Raw genomic sequence first — 21560 nt, forward strand, 5'->3', positions numbered from 1 at the left:
TTGCGTTATAAATTAAGTGCATATACGGATTAAAATTTTATCTGTCGCCATGATTGAATCGAGCAAAAGAGCCAATCCAACGCGGTTTTTATTAAATATAACTATGAAATCTTCTACTATTGCTCCTGCTGCCCCAGAATCTAAATCTAATCAGAAAATAATTCGAGACTTAGCCTGGCAAGTAGCCCCTAACTTATTTTTAAGCTTTAAATACGCTTGGGCGGGGGTGACATATGCCTTCGCTACCCAGAGAAATTTTCGGATTCATACTTTTGTCGGTATTTTTGCTGTCAGTATGGGAGCTTTTTTACAGGTAACGGCTGTAGAAATGGCAATTATCGCCATGACCTGTGCTGTGGTGATGGTTTTAGAATTAATTAATACAGCAATTGAAGCGGTGGTCGATTTGACGGTTAAGCAAAGCTATCACGAATTAGCTAAGATCGCCAAGGACTGTGCTGCTGGGGCAGTTTTGATTAGTGCGCTTGCTGCGGTAATTGTCGCAACCTGCATCTTGCTACCGCCATTGTTTCAGCGTATTATGCTGATGATGTAATGGAGATCTAAACTTGATCATTGTTATTGATAACTACGATAGCTTTACCTATAATTTAGTGCAGTATTTGGGTGAATTAGCTCAAGAATTGCCAGTAGCGTCGGATATTCGCGTTTATCGTAATGATGCGATCGACCTTGAGACGATCGCTCAATTAAAGCCTGATGGTATTTTAATTTCCCCAGGGCCAGGTCGCCCAGAAGATGCGGGGATCTCGCTTCAGTTAATTGCCCAACTCGGTTCAGAAATTCCTATTTTGGGAGTTTGTTTGGGTCATCAAAGTATTGGTCAAGTTTTTGGCGGAAAAATCGTTTCTGCACCAGTACTGATGCATGGTAAAACTTCCCCGATCTATCATCAAAACCTGGGAGTATTTGCGGGAATAGATTCACCTTTCACCGCCACCAGATATCACAGCTTAGTCATTGATTCTGAGACTATTCCCAATACTTTAGAGATTACCGCCTGGGTAGAAGATGGAACAATTATGGGGGTGCGTCACCGAGACTATCATCATCTCCAAGGAGTGCAGTTTCACCCCGAAAGCATTCTGACGGATCATGGAAAATCATTATTACGTAATTTTTTACAGTCTTTGGGTCAAGTAAAGATATGAAACGGCGAGAGTTAATCCGTTATGGTGGGATGAGTATGGCAACGGCGATCGCTTCAGGTTTGCTGACTTACTCCCCAGCTACAGCTCAAGATACAGATGGAGTCACGATTCAATATTTAGGACATACCTGTTTTCTCTTTACAGGCAGTGGTTTAAAAATATTAGTAAATCCTTATCAAGCTGTTGGTTGTGCTGCTGGCTATACCCTACCCGACTTGCAGCCAGATGTAGTTTTGGTTAGTAGCTTTCTCATCGATGAAGGAGCAATAGACTTAGTTAAGGGAAATCCTGAAGTTATTACTCAACGTGGCGTGCATAATTTTGGTGGCATTAAGTTCCAGGGATTTTCCCTCCCCCACGATCGCGAATCAGGTAGAAGATTTGGTCAGAACATAGCCTGGCGTTGGACTCAAGGAGGAGTCAATATTCTACATTTAGGTGGTGCTGCTGGTGCTTTAACCACAGAAGATAAGATTCTTCTCAATGGGGCGGATATTATGTTAACTCCCGTAGGTGGTGGCGTGAAAGCTTATAATCCTCAAGAAGCAAGAAAGGCCGTGAAAATTCTCAATCCCAGAATGGTCATTCCCACCCACTATCGCACTGCCGTGTCTAGTAAAGAAAGCTGTGATTTAGCTCCCGTAGATGAATTTTTAGCCTTAGCAGCAGATTTGGAAGTTGCCCAAGTAGGAAGCGATCGCTTTCAGGTCAAGAAATCATACTTAAAAAACGGTCAAACTTTAGTTAGAGTCTTAGACTACAGCTCATGAGCTTGATTGGATTTCCTAAGTAATTAAAGACCGAAGCAAGAAAACTAGAGCAACATCACACCGATCAACCTTCGGCTTTTGCTGCATCATAGTTATCATAAATACTCATTTCAGGGCTATTCCAATCGTCTGAGAAAGTCGCTAGATTAGCACGTAGAGCTTTAGTTTGCTCTATGTCAATTCCTTGAGATGCTAAGTCAATATCATTCGACGGTACAAAGGTCACAATGACACAAGTTCCCTCAGACACGTTATGAGGGGTTTCTGTAAGTTCTACACGACCATTGCGGTAAACCCCTTCAACACTTATGAGCATTTTTTTCTCTAAAACTTAGGCTTAACGAGATTATAGCTTGAACAAAAATCCACTTTTGAATTTCTTGGCACATGAGACCAAAAACCAATTTTATACCGCTGTAATGAAAAATATAAAACTGTAGAGGTTAAGCAATAGCCAACCTCCAATTAAATAATTAATTTTTCTCGGCTTGAGGTTCTGCACCTTGACTTAGCTGCCAGGCGATCGCATTTAAAACCAAACTGCCGTTACCCGAACAGGTTGCTTGAAACTCTTCTTGTTCTGCGACGATTGAACCTAACCTTTCGATAGTTTTACCGTATTTTTTGTCTTTGGCGAGTTCTTTTTCCTCTGTAGTTAGAGGGCGCGAGCGCTCTAGGACAACCTGAATAATCGGTATATACTGTTCTGCCTGTTCTGATGCTTCTTGAACCTCTAGCTGTAGCTTGGTTAATTGGATGATTTCTTGAGCGCCCTGGACAATGGGCAACAATTCCTGACTATCTGACACGGTTTTGCTAGATTTTACTTGAGGACTATCGGTTGGGACATAAAAAATATGGTCTGGAGTCAAACCGTCGGGAAAACGTTCAACATCGATTTCTTCTTTCTCCCACATCTCCTGGACAATATCTAAGGCTTTAGCTCGATTTTTTTGCGTATCTCCTGTTCCCGATACTTCGATTAAAATGCCTTCTTGTTCTGTTACTGGCTTAGAAAGATCGCTAACTGCCACAAAATGAGAAACTGCTGAGGTTTTTGCCATCTTAAGTAAAAATCCGAAAATTCTAATATTATTGTACTACTTTAAATTAAATAAACTAAAAAAGGCTGAAACATAATTTGACTTCTAGAAGACGATTTCAAGACATCCTGGTTAATATTTTCCTGCTGCTGCGTTTAGTCTGGCAAGCGACACCTCTTTATTTATTTCTCTCTTTGGTAATTCAAGGATTCCAGTCTTTGATTCCAGCTTTGATGTTGCTGATCAATAAGGCGATTATCGATTTAGTAATTGCTAACTGGGGTAATGCTAATTTTGTCTGGCGACCATTAATTGTGTTAGTGGCGCTGCGGTTTGGGGTTAGTTTTGTCCAGGCAGTATTGACTCAAACTAGTCTTTATGTGGGTCAGATTTTTAACGATCGCCTCAATCTTCATACCAAATTTGTTCTCCTGGAAAAGTCTGCTCAACTAGATCTGGGACATTTTGAATCTCCCGAGTTTTACGATACTCTAGCTCGCGCTCAAGATAGCGGTAGTAATCATCCTGTGCGGGTAATTCAAACGCTGACAGGTTTATTTGGTCAGGGAGTTACTTTAGTTAGTTTGTTAGGTTTGCTGTTGCAGTTTAATGTAGCTATTGTCCCGCTGTTATTTTTTACGGCTTTACCTTCTTTTTGGACGAGCATTGTTTACTCTGGTAGACGGTTTTGGATGACTCGCATGGAGACGGAAAGCGGACGTGTCTCGAACTATATTCAGCAGGTGTTAACTAATCCTGAATTTGCTAAGGAAGTACGGTTATTTAACTTAGGTCAACACTTATTAGGACAGTGGCAGGATATTCGCCTCGATTTTAACCAGAAGTCAGCAGCGATCGCCTCAGAGTATACTAAAATGCGCGGTATAGCAGGAGTGTTAGTTGATAGTGGTTTTTATCTTGCCTATATCTGGACGTTAATTAAAACGATCGCGGGTCAAATTTCGGTGGGGGACTTTACGATGTATACGGGAGCATTTAGTCAAGCACAACAAGTACTGCCTGCAATCCTGGAAAATATTGCCCGTGTCTACGAATCTAATTTATACGTTGCGCAATATTTTGATTTTCTCAACTTACAACCCCAGGTAATTAATGCCGATCGTCCTCAATCGTTTCCTCAACCAATTAAGCAAGGGTTATCTCTGAAAAATGTCAGTTTTACCTATTCAGGTGCGAGCAAGCCTACTTTAAGTAATTTAAATCTGGAGATTAAACCAGGAGAAAGCATTGCCCTAGTCGGTTTAAACGGTGCGGGAAAAACAACTCTGTTGAAGCTAATTACTCGATTATACGATGTTGATTCAGGTGCGATCGCGATCGACGGTATTCCCATATCAGAAATTAAACTTTCAGAGTTACATCAAAACATTGGCGTTTTAAATCAAGACTTTGCCCGTTATCAGCTAAGTGTCAAGGATAATATCGGCTTTGGTAATTTACCTCAAAGAGAAAATCAGTCTCGGATCGAGCAAGCAGCGATCGATTCAGGAGCAGATCGTGTAATCGATACTTTAAAAGAAGGCTATCAAACCCGTCTGGGCAAAATGTTCAAAGGAGGAGTCGATCTTTCAGGGGGACAGTGGCAAAAAATCGGTATGGCAAGAGCCTTTATGAGCGATGCACCGATCTTAATTTTAGATGAGCCGACTGCTGCTCTGGATGCGATCGCTGAATATGAATTATTTGAAAAGTTTCGTACTCTAACCCAAGGCAAGATGACCTTTTTTGTCAGCCATCGTTTCTCCACAGTACAGTTAGCGGATCGAATTGTGGTTTTAGAAAATAGCCAGATTGTCGAAGTTGGCTCTCACCCAGAATTAATGAGCCAAAATGGTCTGTATGCTGAAATGTTTTTGAAGCAGGCATCTAGCTACAATTTGTCTTAGATTTAGATCTACGTATTGATAGCTAAAAGCTAATTCACATTCAACGTATTAGACATAGCTCAATTATTTTAGTCTGCAAAACCGTCAAGGCTACTCCTCCAGACTTCAGGCTATATTCCAATTCTAATAAGATCGGCAAAGTAGCTAAAAGCCGTTGAGAATTGGTATTTTTTAGCTCTTGATTAATAAAATAAAGACGCTGAGGATTATTAATTCCTGCTGCGGTGGCGATCGCTTTGTCATCTCTCCTGACTGACTGCTGCATCAGTTTTATGATTGTCCAGGTACGAAACTGTCCTACTAAAGTGGCAACAATTTTTAACGCAGGTTCATTGCGGTTGATTAAATCAGTAACTAACCCTAAAGCTTCATCGGTTTTGCCATCCCTAATCGCTGCTGCTAGCTGAAGACTATTTTGCGTGTTACATAGTACCAATTGAGCCACAGCTTTTTGATCTAGAGGCTGCTGATTATCTCCCCAATAGATCTTTAATTTTTCTAATTCATTCCATAGCTGACGAGTATTATTCCCCACAGATTCCGTTAGCAGTTCAATCGCTCCTGGTGTTAACTTCAGCTTCTTTGCCTGGGCGACTTGCCTCACTTGAGCAGCAATTAAATCAGTTTTCCAGGGCGGAATCAGGCTAAAGTCCTTAACTACGGCATACTTGTTTAAAAGCTTAGTTGTATTTAATCTACCGTCGGGTTTTTTACTCGTAGTCAATAAAAGATGAGAACTCTGGGGAATTACCTTCAAAGTACGCTCTAATTCATTTAGAATATCGGCATTAGGTTTTTGTTGACATAGATTGGTGTCCACTAACCAGACTAGGCGATCGCCTAGACCAAATACAGGAGTCATTACCTGATTTAACCCCTCGATCGTCATTTCAGGGCGATCGCCTGGTAACTGATGATAATTAAACTGTAGCCAGTTGGGATCTAATACTTCATGTTGTAACTTTTCTACGGCTTGGGCGATCGCAAAATCATCCTCACCCCAGTATAAATATACGGGCATAATTTCTGGTTACTGAATACTAAAGAACGCCAAATTATTGTTGATTATAAATTCAAAATAAAAATCACTCCATCGGTATTGGTATTTGATTTAAGATCTAAATAATAAATTGGCACATGTAAGTGTTTCAGCTGAAGATGACGACAAAAGAAAAATCCTTCAAACCAGGAAGCATCTTGGTGGTTGAAGATCGCCCCCAGAATATCGAATTGCTGACGGTCATTTTAAATCTTCAAGGATATAAAGTAGAACAGGCCAATCAAGGAAGTTTAGCGATCAGATCGGCTATGGCTCGACCTCCAGACATTATCTTACTAGATATTAGTCAGCCAGAAATGGATAGTTTTGCAGTTTGCCGTCATCTCAAAGCCGATCCTCATACCCAAGATATCCCCATTATTTTTATTAGTGCTGCCAACGAAGCCGAGCCTAAGATTAAAGCTTTCGAGTCTGGTGCTAGCGATTACATTACTAAACCGTTTCAGATTGAAGAAGTAATTGCGCGGATTAACAATCAACTACAAATAAGCCGTTTAAAAATCGAATTAAAAGCCAAAAACGCCCATTTAGAACGAGAACTTTTAAAGCGCCAATTAGCAGCCAAAAAACTATTAAGTCTTAATCAGCAATTAGGTAAATTAGCGGCGATCGATAGTCTTACCCAAATTGCTAACCGTCGTATATTTGATGAATTTCTGACGAGAGAATGGCAAAGAGGGCAAAGAGAACAGCGTTATCTATCTTTAATTCTTTGTGATATTGATTACTTTAAACTTTATAACGATAACCTAGGACATCACTCAGGAGACTTGTGCTTAAGACGAGTTGCTCAAGCAATAACCAAAGCCGTTAAGCGACCTGCCGATCTCGTAGCGCGCTATGGTGGAGAAGAATTTGCGATTATTTTGCCACAAACCTCGGCTCAAAATGCTTTACGGGTGGCAGAAACAATTCGACTCAAGGTTAAGCAGCTTTATTTACCTCATCCCGAATCAACAGTAAGTAATTACGTTTCTATCAGTTTGGGTGTGACCTGTTTAATCCCCCAGCCAAGATATACTAAAAAGCAACTATTAGTTACGGCGGATAAGGCTCTTTATCAAGCAAAAAAACAGGGTCGCGATCGCTCGATCTTAATTACTGATTACTAATTACTGATTACTGACGTTGTCCTTTAGGATAAGCTTCGCAAATGCGACACGAAGTTAGTCCTTTAGGGCTTTAGCATACACCTTCGGATATACCCTTGTGGTATTGGTGATCAAAATTATTTAAGCCCAAATGCTTGTGATTATTAGGTTCTAGGCAAATATCCACAGTAAAATAGCTCTCAAACTAACTAATAAATTGCTTTACTCAACTGATTTAGAAAAATGTAGGATATGCTGGGGAAAAAATAGCGGGAAAGCATGAGTTTTAAACCTAAAATTCAGCTAGTTCGCGGATTTAATCCCTAACCTATTTTTATTAGACAGAGCCTCGTAGGTACTTTGAATGAGCTATTGCCTAAATCCATCCTGTCCTAAACCGATCAATAACCCCAAGTCCAAACTATGTGAAGCTTGTGGTGCCAAACTCCTGTTGCATGGTCGTTACCATTTATTAAAAGGTCTGGGCAAAGGTGGTTTTGGGGCTACTTTTTTGGCAGCCGATCTCTCTCTTCCAGGCAAGCCTTTATGCGTAATCAAGCAATTACGACCTAATACCGATAATCCTAATTTTTTGTCCATGGCACGGGAATTGTTTGAGCGTGAAGCCAAAACTCTCGGTATGGTGGGGAATCATCCTCAAATACCCAGACTACTAGATTATTTTGAAGACCGTCAGCAATTTTATCTAATTCAAGAATTTGTCAAGGGTAATAATCTCCAGCAAGAAGTTAAGAAAAATGGAGTCTTAAACGAAGCGCAAACCAGACAGGTACTCAAAGAAGTTGTGACTATCTTACGCGATATTCACATCCAAAAAGTGATTCATCGAGATATCAAGCCTGCAAATATTATTCGTCGCGAAATAGACGACAGGCTAGTTTTAATCGATTTTGGCGTAGTTAAAAATCAGATCGATTCAGTGGCTGCTCATGAAACAGCCTTAACTGCTTTTGCTGTGGGTACGCCTGGATTTGCCCCCCCTGAACAATTGGCAATGCGTCCTGTATACGCTAGTGATGTTTATGCGTTAGGTGTTACCTGCATGTATTTGATGAGTGGTAAAGCACCGAAGAACATGGAATGTGACCCGATTACTGGAGACATTAACTGGTTCAAATATGTAAATGTCAGCGATGGTTTTGCCAAAATCCTGACTAAAATGCTGGAGGTGGCGGTTAAAAGTCGCTATAAGACGGCTCAAGAAGTATTAGATGTCCTAGATTTAGAATATCATGGCGATAAACTAGCTGAAGGTATGCTGGGTCAGTCCACTATAACCGATAGTAACATTAGCACGAATAGAACTAAAATTGGTTCAACTCGTCGTGGTTCTAGTCAGTTAACCGACCGAACTACTAATCGAGCAGGAGGCAAAAGTGCCGCTACTTCTAAATATCGTAGTGCCAGAACAGCTAAGTACAGAACTCGTGTTGGTCAGACGACTTCACTCGATCAAGCTGCCAAAGGGCCTGCCAAACCCATAAAAATTTCAGCAGAAGAAATTTTGAGCGCTTATGATGCAGGTAGAAAAGACTTTGGCTTGAAAGATCTAAGTATGCAGGATTTACAAAAGGCTAACTTGTCTGAATCTAAGTTTTATGACTCTAAGCTAGTTAGAGTTAATTTTCAAGGGGCAGATTTAAATCGGTCTAACTTCAATAATTGCGATTTACGGCTGTCGATGTTCCGTAATGCTGATTTAAATAAGTGTGTGTTTCATTCTTCTAATTTAGAAGGAATTGACCTACGGAGCGCAAATTTAAGCGGTGCGAATTTCAAAAATACAAAGTTAAAAGGCGCAAATCTTTGTGGGACAAATCTGAGTGAAACTAACTTAACTAAAGAACAGCTAGAAGAAACGAAAACTAACTGGATGACCATCATGCCCAGCGGTAAACGTGGTTTTTGGTAACTTGCCGTAATTAGGATCATTCATCAGTCTAGATCTAGGAGAAACGACAAAGGGTTGCTCATATTAGCTGCAAAACCCAGAATATTGCGATCGCGATGTTCATAGAGTAATTTTCCTCCTGCATCAAACAAAAAAGTAGCACCTCGTTGGGTTAAATAACTGGCATCAGGCACATAGGTATTCCAGTTGCTTAATACTTCACTCATATTTCTAAGTCGTAGAGTAGCTAATTCAAAAGGACGCTGAAAACCAGAGCCACCAGCCAGTTTGAACATGGAGCCTTTAATCGCTGGTAATGGTGTATCTTCTACCACTTGCTCGTCAGCAATCAGTTGGGGTGCAGTGCGATCGCCTCGATAACCTCTAAATACTTCAGAAAGCGTCCCAGGACTACCAATACCCGCACACATCAGCATTAAATTCAGTAAAGCGCTATATTTTGCCGATAAAAAGGGAAATTTAACCGTTAATCCCTGATATAAACCTAATTGTCGATGTAACTCAGCAGTGGGATCGACGTATAAACAGTCTGGGGGAAAACCTGTATATTGACAGAACTTGATTCCCGAATTGCGATCGCCAATACCAATTGCTTTGACACTAATTCCTGCTGCTTTAAGCTGCTGCGACTCTCTATCTAGCCACCAGGCATATTCCAGATTATCAAAATCTCCAAGCTGCGACCATAGTAAAACCAGGGTTTTACGATCATTGCTCACAAAAATTGGCTCAAGATTTCCGCTGCTTACCAGCTCTCGTTGAGTTTGCTTGAGGATAGAATAGATAGTCATTCTAAGTACGCTTAATGTGAATTACCTTCGTTCTAATTTACTAGTTTTTAGCTCTTAGCTCTTAGCTCTTAGCTTTTAGCTTTGGAAAACTACTTATGTGAAAAGTTAGTCAGCGTATTTATTCGCTCACAAGTCGAAAACTAAGGTTTTTCTAGCGCGAGCTATCCTAAAAGCCAGTTTTAATAATTTACATTAGACGTTCTAAGTAGTTTACTCTAATAGTGCAGCTAACTGTGGTAGACCCTGAAACTTAGCCTGCATATAGGCGGTATTGCCTCTAACGTCTTGTACCGTTTTGTCTGCGCCTTTTTCTAACAATAACTTGGCGATTTCGGTCTGATTAAAGGTAGCTGCATAGATCAGTGCCGTAGCTCCGTTAAAATTACGTACGTTGACATCTGCTCCATACTCTAACAATAAAGTGGCGATCGCTTTATAGCCTTTAAAGCAAACCCCCATCAAAGCCGTATTGCCAGCAGGATCTTGAGCATCTACTTCTGCCCCGCGATCGAGAAAGTATTGCGTAATATCGTACTGTTCATTGTAACTTGCTAGTATAAGTGGCGGATAGCCTTTAGGGTCTTTAACCTCTAATATCTTGGGTTCTGCCTCAACTATCGGCTTTAATTGCGCCATTTCTCCCCAACGAATTAAGTCAAAAAAATCCATACCAACTTTTCCAAAATTCTTAATTTAGTTTTTATTGTCCAGAGAATGGCAAATGTGTCATTCCCTGGGATAACTATTTCAATTCAACTTATACCGCAGTCTTTTGCTTGCTTGCTATTCCTAAAGCTACTCTTACCCCATCACCGTAGGCAGGATCTACTCGATCAAAGTGCGCTAGCTGTCGCTCAATAATTTCTGTGGGTACGCCAGCCATTGAATTAGCTATATTGCTAAACAAGCGTTGTTTTTGCCCATCATCAAACATATTAAACAGATCGCGGGGTTGAGTATATATGTCTGTCTCTTCCTCATACTCATACCGCGCAATATCGCCAGATATTTTCAGTGGTGGTTCTTCCACACTAGGATCGGCAACTGGTCCACCAAAAGAGTTTGGTTCGTAATAAGCATCGGTGTTTCGATTAACGTAATATTGCATTAGACCGTCTTTGTGGTAGTGTGCCACCTCTGATTTTGGTCGATTAATCGGCAAGGACTCATAATGTGCGCCTAAACGATAACGATGGGCATCGGCATAGGAAAAGATCCGCGCTTGAAGCATCTTATCTGGAGAAAAGCCAATACCTGGGACAACATTGGATGGCGAATAGGCAGCATTTTCAATATCTGTGAAGTAATTATCTGGATTTCGATTCAACTCTATTTCCCCCACGTCAATCAATGGATAATCAGCATGAGGCCAAACTTTAGTTAGATCAAACGGATTGTAGGGAGTCTTTTCAGCATCTGCTTCGGGCATAATCTGAATTTTAAATTTCCATTTAGGAAACTCGCCTCTATCGATCGCACCAAACAACTCTTCTTGGTAGCTTTCTCTAGATTCACCGATGACTTTTTTCGCCTCTTCATTGGTATAAAACTTGTGTCCCTGCTGGGTTTTAAAGTGGAACTTCACCCAATATCTTTCACCATCGTTATTCCAAAAGCTGAAGGTATGAGAGCCATAACCGTTCATATACATAGGTGCAGTTGGCAAACCTCGGTCAGACATCAAAATTGTTACTTGATGCAGACTTTCGGGCATCAATGACCAAAAATCCCAGGCGGCAGTATTAGATCTTAGGTTGGTTTTGGGATGTCTTTTCTGAGTTCTGATAAAGTCAGGAAATTTATAGCCATCTCTAACAAAGAACACGGGGGTATTGTTGCCCACCATATCCCAGTTTCCTTCTTCGGTATAAAACTTGATTGAGAATCCTCTGACATCTCGTTCGGCATCCGCAGAACCATGCTCCCCAGCTACAGTGGAGAATCTGGTCAGAATAGGAGTTTGTTTACCTACTTCAGAAAATAATTTAGCGCGGGTGTACTTAGTGATGTCATGAGTAACTGTAAAAGTACCATGAGCGCCCCAACCTTTGGCATGGACTACTCGCTCTGGTATTCTCTCCCGATTTTGATGGGCTATTTTCTCAAATAGTTTATAGTCTTGAAGGACAACAGGGCCCCTTTTTCCAGCCGTAAGAGAATTGTCGTTATTGCCTACAGGCGCACCAGCAGAAGTAGTTAGTCTTGGTTTTTGCTCTGACATAAAATTTAAATACTTGTGAATGAGTTTACAAACATTTATTTCATCGCTTGATAAATATCATAATCGTTATGACTACGAGTTAGTTGAATATTGCGAAAATTTAAGATTTTGTTAGATGAAAGCTTAAAAATATGACCTAGAAGTTGTCGGTTTTGGCTGAAATTATATTTTGTTCTTCACCACAATCATCTAAGTAGGTGGGTGTAATTAAATTGGAAATGAGGTTAGGGAGTAACAAGTAACAAGTAACAAGTAACAAGTAACAAGTAACAAGTAACGAGTAACGAGTAACGAGTAATATGCGGAGCGGTATGCTAAAGCATTTGCCCTAAAGGATTCCCTTTGGTCACGAAGCTTATGCTAAAGCATTTGCCCTAAAGGATTCCCTTTGGTCACGAAGCTTATCCTTTAGGACTAGCTACGCGTCGTCCTTTAAGACGAGTAACAAATAGCTCTAAGGGTAGGGGTTTGATCAATTATTTTGCCTACCTACTTAGGAGTGCTATAGAATATGATTATGGTGAATGCAGTTTATATTCTGGCTTAAATGTTCAGTTCTTTTCAAGACAACTAATAACCATCTATAATCTCTCTCAAACTTGAAACTATCATGAGTAACAATAGCTACGAAGTTGTCATTATTGGTGGTGGAGTTTGCGGTACGGCATTACTTTATGTTTTAAGCAACTATACCAACGTTAAGCGAGTCGCTCTGATTGAGAAAGAAGCAGATGTAGCTTTAGTTAATTCCTTTACTAACAGCAATAGCCAGACTCTTCATTTTGGTGATATTGAAACTAACTACACTTTAGCTAAAGCAGAGAAAGTAAACGCAGGAGCTAGTTTAGTCAAAAATTATTTGTTGACCAAAGATCCAGAACAGGAAATCTACACCAAATATCACAAGATGGTTTTGGGCGTGGGTGCAGAACAAACAGAGCAATTAAAAGCTAGATATCAACAGTTTAAGTCTCTTTTTCCTGATTTAAGGTTGTTAGATCGAACAGAAATTGCAGCCAAAGAACCAAAAGTATTACTCGATCGCCCAGAAGATCGAGAGATCGTGGCTTTATATACCGATGAAGGTTATACCGTAGATTTTAATCGTCTGGCAAAGTCATTTATAGTTAATTCTGGGCAAAATACCGAGGCGAAAATAGATTTACTATTTAATACCAAAGTAAAGCGAATTACTAAACAGCCAGAGGGGTATCAAATCAAAACATCAGACCAAACCATTACTAGTAAGGCGATCGTGGTGGCAGCAGGAGCGCACAGTTTACTCTTTGCTAAATCCCTCGGTTACGGTCTAGATTATGCTTTACTGAGCGTAGCGGGAAGCTTCTATTTTGCGCCTCAGTTCCTCAATGGTAAGGTATATACCGTACAGCAGGAAAAATTACCTTTCGCTGCCATTCATGGCGATCCTGAAGTCCACGATCGCGCGATCGCTCGTTTTGGGCCAACTGCCAAGGTTCTACCGATGTTAGAACGTCATCACTATGGCAGCATAATTGAATATTTCCAAACTGCGGGTTTGAGCTTTAAGGCAGTTCTGAGCTTTACCAAAATCTTGTCTGACCCGATTATTTTTAAATATATTGCCCTCAACTTCATTTATGACTTTCCCATTATTGGTAAAAGACTGTTTATCAAAGAAGTAAGCAAAATTATCCCTTCAATTAAATTAAAAGATCTTACCTATGCTAAGGGTTACGGTGGAGTTCGTCCCCAGGTTGTGAACCTTAATACCCAAGCATTAGAGATGGGAGAAGCTAAAATAACTGGCGAGCGGATCATTTTTAATATTACCCCTTCTCCTGGTGCTTCTACCTGCCTCCAGAATGCTTTAGAAGATACCACTCGATTGATCGATTTTTTGGGAGAAGGCTATCAGTTTAAGCGTCAACAATTTCTTGATGATTTATCAACCAACAGCGAACAATTAGTCGATCTTAATTCCTAATTTTCTCCTGCCTTGCCCCTATTTTATTTTGCTTGCCTGTAACTGCCACTTTTCTCCTGACTGCATTTCTAATACCCAACGATGATATTGAATTAAACTAGGACGATGTCCCACGCTAATAAAAGTAGTATTGGTATCTAGCAAATATTGGTAGAGAAGTGCCTCATTCTTAATGTCTAAGGCACTGGTGGCTTCGTCTAAAACAACATAGCGTGGTTGGTTAATTAAAATTCTGGCGAAGGCTAATCTTTGCTGTTCTCCCAGAGATAAAATTTCATCCCAGTCTTTTTCGATGTAAAAACCGCCTGAGCGTTCGGCTAAGTCTGCTAAATTAACTTTTTCTAGGGCATGGTTCAGCTTATCTTCGGAAATTTCTAAATTATCGTGAGGATAGATTAACTGGCTGTGCAACGTACCCAGGATCATGTAGGGCTTTTGAGGCAAAAAAAGCATTTGTGATAGGTTAGGGCGATAGATAGCACCGCTACCAGAGTCCCATAATCCAGCGATCGCTCTGAGTAAAGAACTCTTACCACAGCCACTAGTACCAGTGATCAGTAATCCTTCTCCAGTGGGTAAGTTGACGGATAAATCCCTGATTAGAGTTCTTTGGTAGTTAGGAGTTTGTAGCGTTAGATTTTTGATTGCTAGGTTATTTTGCTTGATGGTATTAATGGTAGGACGAGCTAAAATATCTCGATCGACAACAGCTTGAGGATGGTCTAGATAAACTTTGAGACTAGATAAACGCTCAACACTAGCAGCAAATGCTGTCAACGATTGGAATTGCTCAACAATAAAATTTAGTGAATGAAAAATAACGGCAAATGCGCCAGCAGCTTCAGTAACTTTGCCTACTTCTAAATTACCAGATATCACTTGGGGAGCAATGATTAGGGCGGGGAGAATATAAGGGAAAAAATTATAGGCATGACTAAATAAGCCTAAATATATTTCTTTCCACAGCACTAATAAATTAAAGTTTTGAAAAACTTCTTCAAACTTACGTTTAAGACTTTGATTTTCTTGATCTTCTCCTTGGTAAAAAGCGATCGATTCAGAGTTTTCTCTAATTCTCACTAAGCCAAAGCGAAAATTAGCTTCTTTCTTAATTTGGTTAAAGTTAATTTTGACCAGTTTTCTGCCAAATACACCAACAACGATTACTGAGCCAAATAGAGCATAAACAAGTAAGATATAAACTAGACTTGAGGAAATTTGCCACAGAGCAAAGCTAAAAGCAATAACCTGAAAAACCGAACTAACTATCGCCAGTAAAAAACCGAGAGAATCAACGGTAAAACCTTTAATATCCTCAGCAATTCTTTGGTCTGGGTTGTCAAGATCGGTATTAAAGTTTCCCAGTTTATAAAAAGCACGTTGACTAAAATAACGATTTAAAAATGAGTTAGTTAACCATTTACGCCAATAGTTACCTAATATGCCCTGTACATAACCAAAACCAGCATATAAAGGAACATAAATTACGAGAATAATAAAAAAAGTTTTAATAGTTGCTTGAAATCGCTCAATTTCTCGGGCAGAAAGAGAAGAGATAATGTTGCCCTGTTGCTGATTTAACAGAACACTAAGTTGGGTATAAGCAACTAAGAGAAGAAAGAGAAGAAACAACAGAGTCAAGGCACCTTTTTTTTCATTTCCCAGCCAATATAGCTTTGCCAGCGACCAAAATTGCTTAAATATTTTAAAATTGAATCGATTCATGAGGTTGTTTTGTCTAACAGAAATGCTTTTAAAAAATCAATAGGTGTAATAGGTGTTTAACTAAATCTTGGCTTGATACTCTGCGGAATCAACCACATAATTTAATAGGCCAGCACAGGCATCGTAAAGGAGATCGATTACATAGTCAAAACCATCTGCACCACCATAATAGGGATCTGGTATCTCCTTATCGGCTTTTTTTGTAGCGAAATCGCAGATCATGTGGATCTTGTCTTCGTACTTACCTTCGCGATCTAGATATAAAATGTCTTGATAGTTTTCTCGATCCATTGCCAAGATTAAATCAAAGCTTTGTAAGTCGGCTGGTTTTAATTGTCTAGATTGTCCGATTAATTCAAGCCCTCTTTTCTTCGCAGCCGTACTCATACGTCGATCTGGTGCAGCACCAACATGATATCCAGATGTTCCTGCCGAATCGCAAATAATTTTTGTTGATAAACCAGCTTCTGAGATCAGGTGGTTCATAATATTTTCTGCTGATGGTGAGCGACAAATATTACCCAAACAGACGAACAACAATTTATAGGTCATAAATAATAAAAGACAACCGACTTAATAATCTGGTTGCTGATGATACGTTTCATAATCTCTGCTTTGGTAAATGTACCACAGAGTTATATCTAAAGACTGACAGAACAAACTTAACAGTTTAAATAGCAATTTTTGACGACTAATGGGGAAAGATAAATCCAGTTAAGTTGAGCATCAGCAGCCGATCTAGCTAAAAAATAATGGGCGATCGAGCAAATTTTAGTTAAAGATTTCCAGTTATTTAGATACCTGTGATAGAACATTAGGATTAAAGATATGCTGCCAGGTGGCGACTGAAAATAAATTTTATTTGTATCAAATTACTCGACGCTGAAATATTCAAGGCGATCGCTCTCATCTATCTATAATTAATTAGCAGGAAAGTAGTTGCATGTTTAAGTCTAAAGTCAAACAACGTCCCATGTTTACACCTCGCCGACGAGCGCGCCGACGTTTTTCTTTGTTGGGAGCGATTATTACTGTCGGGCTATTTCTTGTATCTTTAGAGCTATTAACGCGGATTTTTTTCGATCTGGCTGGTAATCAAACCGAGTTTGCTCAAATAGACAAATCAAATCCAATTGATGCCTATAAGTTAGATTTCAAATCAGGAGATCCCAACAATCAGGCTAAAACATCAGACTTTTTGTTAGCTAAAAGCAATATGTCTTTAGGATATAGTTTGGTAGAAAATCAACAGCATAAATTCTGGCAGATTAACGCCCAAGGTTTTCGCGATCGCGATCCTCTTCCTCTAGTTAAACCCCAAAATGAAATCAGAATTTTCTTATTGGGTAATTCAACTGCTTTTGGTTACGGTAGTTCTAGTAACTCTAAGACAATTAGCGATCGGTTGCAAACTCGTCTGCAACAACGTCTAGAGCAACAGCAGGCTACTCCTGAAATTTATCAATCAGATTTGCCACTGACTGACAAAGGCAAACAACCAAAAAACTTGGCAAATCCACCTAAAACTAAACAACAAGAGAATTTAGCCAAGCCACCCAAAATCAAACCTGGCAAGTACCGTATTATTAATGCTGCTGTTCCTGGTTATGCTTCAGGTAATGAGTTGGCACAGATTGCTTTACAGGTGCTGAAATACCAGCCTGATTTAATTATCATGCTAAACGGCTATCAAGACTTAATGTTGCCAAGCGATCGCAAAGCGACTCAAATTCCTGTGGCTCAAGTTGCTCAAAACGAGCAACCTAATAGCTTAGGTACTTATCTAGATCGACTGATTGAACCCCTGCTCAAAGAAAGTTATTTGGCGAAGGTAACTGCTAAATACTGGGACAAATCACAACCCGAAGATGTTAAAGCAGATTTTCTCCTAGATGAGCAAACTTCTAACCTAGTTAGGCATTTACCCCAAAACAAACCAGAACTGGAAAAAAGAATAGCTCGCTATGTGGAACATCAAAAACAAATTCTTAATTTGAGTACCGCAGCACAAGTACCTTTATTAATTGCCATCCAGCCAGAAATTACAGGACGAAATCCCAGTAAACTAGATTCTACTGAAGGAGAAATCATCACCGAACTAGGTAGAACCTATATTGAGAAAGTTAGATCGGACTATCCCGCCTTTACTAATGCTGCTTTCAAGCTGGCACAATCCTATCCCAATAATATTAAGGTACTGAATTTATACAAATTGACCGATAAATATCCTTCCCCTAGTTTTATCGATTCAATTCATCTTAGTGAAGTAGCTAACGAGAAGTTGGCAGAACAGCTTTACTATGGCATTGCTAGTATACCGAAAATGCAGCAAACACCTCCGCCAGCAAAAGCGTTACAGCCTGTATCTGCTCAAGATAGTCAGTAAAGTAGCAGCGCGTTGCACAGAAGAGGTAGTAAGCTCACCCACGGCTAAAAGCGCGCGATGCTCTCGCCAACCGCTAAACCTTGGTGTTTCAGTAGCCCCAAATCTATCGGACAAGCCAATAAATCCGAACCTCGGAGAAGGCTTACAACCCCTCCAATAATTCTCACTCCGTAAATTTATGACAACAGAAATTAATGCTCTATTTGAGCAAGTTAGCGATCGCTTGAAACAATTAGGTAATGGTGTTGCTGACTTGGCTCAAAACCACGCAGATATTTTAGATAGTCTAACTATCCAAGATTCTTTACTAAAGTTTCGACAGGCTTATGAAGAATCAGTAGGTAGGTTAGCCAATCCTAATTTCACTATTGCTACTATTGGCACGACTTCTTCGGGCAAATCAACGATTGTTAATGCGTTAATTGGGCGTAAAATTGCTCCTATCGAAGCAGGAGAAATGAGTGGGGGCATATTAACTATTAAGCATTCCAAGGAGTTTAAATTATTAATCGAAGAGACAGAGGGAGCGCAATGGTTAACGGGAGAGTGGAAAGACATAAGTGAAAGAGAAATATACGCCCGCATCCGCAACGGGGTGATGTTTCCCTATCATCAAGCTCGACAACAACAAGAATTGATTGCACCACAAGTTACGGCTTATGTTCCGATTCTAGCAGCCGAAGATTCTAGTTTATTAGGCTTGCCCGAAGGGATAGGTATTGAATTTATCGATCTACCAGGATTAAAGTCAATTCAAGATCGCGATAATCTTAAAGTGATTCAACAACAGGTTCATAAAGCCTTTAGCTTGGTTGCACTTGATTATTTACAAGTAGACGATCTCCATCGTAAGCGTTTGTTAGAAGAATTAAAAAAGGTTGTCGAGTATTTACAAGGACGTACTGACTCGATGATTTTTATTCTTAACCGAGTAGATCAAAGGGGACAAGACGATATTACGATCGCCGAAAGAATTGAACAATTGCAGTTAGAAATACAGGCAACTCTAAATTTAGAGCGGTTACCCGATATTATTCCTTTAAGTGGTAGATTTATTTACTATGCTCAGTGTGCTTGGGGAACAGTACCTCTTAATAATAATTCTGCTGTAGATGCTGCTACACGTCGACAATACTTGAGCGGAATGTTAAAAGACTGTTCTAGTTTAATTCGCTCTCATGTTTCCGAAGATAAAACCCTCAAAAAGTGGTTTAGGGATATAGAAGATCGGGTGGATGATAGCGATACTATAGATGACGAAAGTATGCGAAAAATACTCCGTCATGTCAATAGTTGGAGTGGAGGTGATCGCCTGTGGCAATGTATGCGCGATCGCGTTCGAGAATCTTTTTCGGAATTGGTTGTTTTACCTGCTTTAATCGATGTCCTTGAAAACTACAAGCATTTAGTTAATACCATTAATGTAGAAGTCAATATTAAAAAGATTGGCAAGAAAGAAGAACTAGAAAACAAACAGCAGAATATTATCGATGGTAGCGAAAGATTAATTAGAGAGGTTGAAAATATCCGCGATCGGTTTCAGCATGAAATAAAAACAATAATCGATCTCTTAAAACAAGATAGTCAAACCGCTCGCAATACTCTAGAACAAAAAGGTATGAAAGGCTTTGATTCTTTTTACGATGCTGTTCGACAAGTTGAAGAAGATTTAGTAGTAGAACTTATTTCTCCTGTAAGAAATGCTTTTGAACAAGATCAAGGAACTTATGAATTAGAAGAAGAATTAACTAAAGTTGTTACTCCTCCAAAAGCCAGAGCGATTGCTAAAGCTTACGATTTAGTAAACCGCAAATTAAATAAATTTAAGTCAGATGATTCTGGTTATTTTATTAGACAAGTTCGCCACGACAATCAAGAAAAAATTCGTAGTATGGAACACGCTGAAAAAGCAGTTCGTTCTCTTTATTATACGATGCGTAAAGCTATTTCTAGTAGGGCAGAATTTACTTTGCAAGGACAAACTAAACAATTCGAGATAGGATTACTATCTTTATTTAATCAATTAATTGAAGAACTAAAAAATGTTTGTGAACAAGCACTTCCTGATCTCGATCTAGATAAAGTAATTATCTCTGATTTTCATAATCATCTTACTCAGAACCCGCCTCAACTACCAGAAGAACTGTTTAGCTTCTCGGATACTATTAAACAAAGTACTACTAGTAAGCGAGAAGTAGTAGGTAACAAAAAAGAAACCCAACACTATACAGAAGGTAGTTGTTTTAAACAGGAAAAAACCCGAACTGTTACTAAAAATATCTATGACGATATTGAATATCGAGAATTAAAGCTGCCAGACTATAAAAATATGGCGAGACAGTGGGCGAATGGAATTACTGAAGAAAAACAAAAACTTTGGGATATTCTTGATGATTGGATTAGTAAGTATCTAGAGCGAGTCACTAAAGAATTCAACTTGGCTATTGATAAGGCAATTAAATCTACAGAAAAGGCTTTCGACAAACAATTACAAGATATTGAAAGAGATGCGGTTAAGCAGGAAGAATCTTGGCAACAATTTGAACAAGAACTAAATTCTGTTACTGAAATTTATCAACAACTTAGATAAAAACTATTTCGATATGAACTCTGGTTATCGCTTAACTCCTTTTCATTTTCTGGAAAAATTTGATTTTATTTTAGAGCAACTTTCTGAAAATCGAAAAAATTCAAATTTAGATGCAGCTATTATTGCTTGGTGTAATGAATTATCCTTAGATGAAATTTTTCCAAAAGTATCTCAAGAAATTATTGCAAATCAAAATTTATGGATACAACAAAATAAAATTTTGAAAAATACATTGAAATTATATCGCCAACTTTTAGTAATAACAGATAAAAAAATAACTGGAGGAATAGGTAACTCATTTAACACACTTGACAATATTTCTAGCAAGGATTTTTATCATAATATTCAGGAGGTAAAACAAAAAATGAATACTAAATCAATAATTATTGTTGCTTTTGTTCTTACAGGTGTAGGCTTATTACTTTATCTTTTAAATAAGAAAGGTAGTAATTCTAATCTTCAATCCAAAAATCAAACCACTAATTATTCTAATTATATTCTTCCAATTGAAGAAAAATATATTTTGGCTTTGCTGATAAAAAGTGATCGCTATCAAGATTTGATTCATTCATTGAAGAATAACAGTCGCTTACAACCAGAAGATAGCTCTAAACTATATGGTGCAACTCAAGGTTTATGGATTGAAACAACGAGCAAATTTGAGCAGTCACAAATTAAACAAGAATTAATCAATTGTAAGACAGTTGGCACAACATCTGAATACGACGTTCATTTTGTCACCATAGAATTAGATGAAGATGATTCTAGATTCTATCCTAATGTTAATCCAATGGATCGTAGAGATGCCTTTATCGACTTAGGAAAGCGATCTCCTCAAGTCACAGTCTCTCGCAGATTATCGTGTAAAGCTTATGAAAATACAGAGTTTTACAGTCGCTAATTTG

General features: G+C 39.1%; 18 protein-coding genes. 10 read left to right on the forward strand and 8 right to left on the reverse strand.

Annotated elements, in window-relative coordinates:
* Window positions 1–49: 49 nt before the first annotated feature.
* Genes KME09_13895 through KME09_13905 form a run of 3 tightly spaced genes read left to right on the forward strand, consistent with a single transcriptional unit; the run spans window position 50 to window position 1942 of the window.
* A complete protein-coding gene (locus KME09_13895) occupies window positions 50–556 on the forward strand; it encodes a diacylglycerol kinase family protein (protein MBW4535024.1) in 507 nt (168 codons plus the stop codon).
* A gap of 13 nt (window positions 557–569) precedes the next feature.
* Complete coding sequence (locus KME09_13900) at window positions 570–1172, forward strand: aminodeoxychorismate/anthranilate synthase component II (GenBank protein MBW4535025.1); 603 nt, start codon at window positions 570–572, stop codon at window positions 1170–1172.
* Window positions 1169–1942 (forward strand): MBL fold metallo-hydrolase, encoded by a 774-nt coding sequence (locus KME09_13905; GenBank protein MBW4535026.1) that lies wholly within the window; start codon window positions 1169–1171, stop codon window positions 1940–1942. Before KME09_13900 ends, KME09_13905 begins: the two co-directional genes overlap by 4 nt.
* 64 nt (window positions 1943–2006) lie before the next feature.
* Here the strand turns inward: KME09_13905 and KME09_13910 are convergent, their stop codons facing one another.
* Window positions 2007–2258, reverse strand: coding sequence for a hypothetical protein (locus KME09_13910; GenBank protein ID MBW4535027.1), 252 nt, complete (start codon window positions 2256–2258; stop codon window positions 2007–2009).
* A 157-nt stretch (window positions 2259–2415) separates the two neighbouring features.
* On the reverse strand, window positions 2416–3006 hold the full coding sequence (locus tag KME09_13915; GenBank protein ID MBW4535028.1) for a hypothetical protein: 591 nt from the start codon (window positions 3004–3006) through the stop codon (window positions 2416–2418).
* A gap of 77 nt (window positions 3007–3083) precedes the next feature.
* Between KME09_13915 and KME09_13920 the strand changes: the two genes are divergently transcribed.
* Complete coding sequence (locus tag KME09_13920) at window positions 3084–4892, forward strand: ABC transporter ATP-binding protein/permease (protein MBW4535029.1); 1809 nt, start codon at window positions 3084–3086, stop codon at window positions 4890–4892.
* A gap of 40 nt (window positions 4893–4932) precedes the next feature.
* On the opposite strand, the gene holA is transcribed toward KME09_13920, so the two are convergent.
* On the reverse strand, window positions 4933–5913 hold the full coding sequence (gene holA / locus KME09_13925) for a DNA polymerase III subunit delta (GenBank protein MBW4535030.1): 981 nt from the start codon (window positions 5911–5913) through the stop codon (window positions 4933–4935).
* 137 nt (window positions 5914–6050) lie between these two features.
* Here holA and KME09_13930 point away from each other — a divergent pair, with 137 nt between their 5' ends.
* Both KME09_13930 and KME09_13935 read left to right on the forward strand, forming a co-directional pair.
* Window positions 6051–7064: a diguanylate cyclase gene (locus tag KME09_13930; protein ID MBW4535031.1), complete on the forward strand. Its 1014-nt coding sequence runs from the start codon at window positions 6051–6053 to the stop codon at window positions 7062–7064.
* Between the two features lie 343 nt (window positions 7065–7407).
* Complete coding sequence (locus KME09_13935; GenBank protein MBW4535032.1) at window positions 7408–8976, forward strand: pentapeptide repeat-containing protein; 1569 nt, start codon at window positions 7408–7410, stop codon at window positions 8974–8976.
* A 23-nt stretch (window positions 8977–8999) separates the two neighbouring features.
* Here the strand turns inward: KME09_13935 and KME09_13940 are convergent, their stop codons facing one another.
* From KME09_13940 to KME09_13950, 3 genes are all read right to left on the reverse strand, one after another.
* Window positions 9000–9767, reverse strand: coding sequence for an AhpC/TSA family protein (locus tag KME09_13940; protein MBW4535033.1), 768 nt, complete (start codon window positions 9765–9767; stop codon window positions 9000–9002).
* Window positions 9768–9977: 210 nt separating this feature from the next.
* On the reverse strand, window positions 9978–10436 hold the full coding sequence (locus tag KME09_13945; GenBank protein ID MBW4535034.1) for an ankyrin repeat domain-containing protein: 459 nt from the start codon (window positions 10434–10436) through the stop codon (window positions 9978–9980).
* Window positions 10437–10524: 88 nt separating this feature from the next.
* Window positions 10525–11988, reverse strand: coding sequence for a catalase (locus KME09_13950; GenBank protein MBW4535035.1), 1464 nt, complete (start codon window positions 11986–11988; stop codon window positions 10525–10527).
* Window positions 11989–12598: 610 nt separating this feature from the next.
* Here KME09_13950 and KME09_13955 point away from each other — a divergent pair.
* Window positions 12599–13954, forward strand: coding sequence for an FAD-dependent oxidoreductase (locus KME09_13955; protein ID MBW4535036.1), 1356 nt, complete (start codon window positions 12599–12601; stop codon window positions 13952–13954).
* 18 nt (window positions 13955–13972) lie between these two features.
* On the opposite strand, the gene KME09_13960 is transcribed toward KME09_13955, so the two are convergent.
* Window positions 13973–15679, reverse strand: a complete 1707-nt coding sequence (locus KME09_13960; GenBank protein ID MBW4535037.1) for an ABC transporter ATP-binding protein/permease — start codon at window positions 15677–15679, stop codon at window positions 13973–13975.
* Window positions 15680–15739: 60 nt separating this feature from the next.
* On the reverse strand, window positions 15740–16231 hold the full coding sequence (locus KME09_13965) for a low molecular weight phosphotyrosine protein phosphatase (protein ID MBW4535038.1): 492 nt from the start codon (window positions 16229–16231) through the stop codon (window positions 15740–15742).
* 391 nt (window positions 16232–16622) lie between these two features.
* On the opposite strand from KME09_13965, the gene KME09_13970 reads away from it, so the two are divergent.
* The 3 genes from KME09_13970 (at window position 16623) to KME09_13980 (ending at window position 21556) form a co-directional block, all read left to right on the forward strand.
* Window positions 16623–18065, forward strand: coding sequence for an SGNH/GDSL hydrolase family protein (locus KME09_13970; GenBank protein MBW4535039.1), 1443 nt, complete (start codon window positions 16623–16625; stop codon window positions 18063–18065).
* Between the two features lie 178 nt (window positions 18066–18243).
* Window positions 18244–20655: a dynamin family protein gene (locus tag KME09_13975; protein ID MBW4535040.1), complete on the forward strand. Its 2412-nt coding sequence runs from the start codon at window positions 18244–18246 to the stop codon at window positions 20653–20655.
* A gap of 13 nt (window positions 20656–20668) precedes the next feature.
* On the forward strand, window positions 20669–21556 hold the full coding sequence (locus KME09_13980) for a hypothetical protein (protein ID MBW4535041.1): 888 nt from the start codon (window positions 20669–20671) through the stop codon (window positions 21554–21556).
* Window positions 21557–21560 lie beyond the last annotated feature (4 nt).

The organism is Pleurocapsa minor HA4230-MV1, from assembly GCA_019359095.1.
Classification (GTDB): Bacteria; Cyanobacteriota; Cyanobacteriia; order Cyanobacteriales; family Xenococcaceae; genus Waterburya; species Waterburya minor.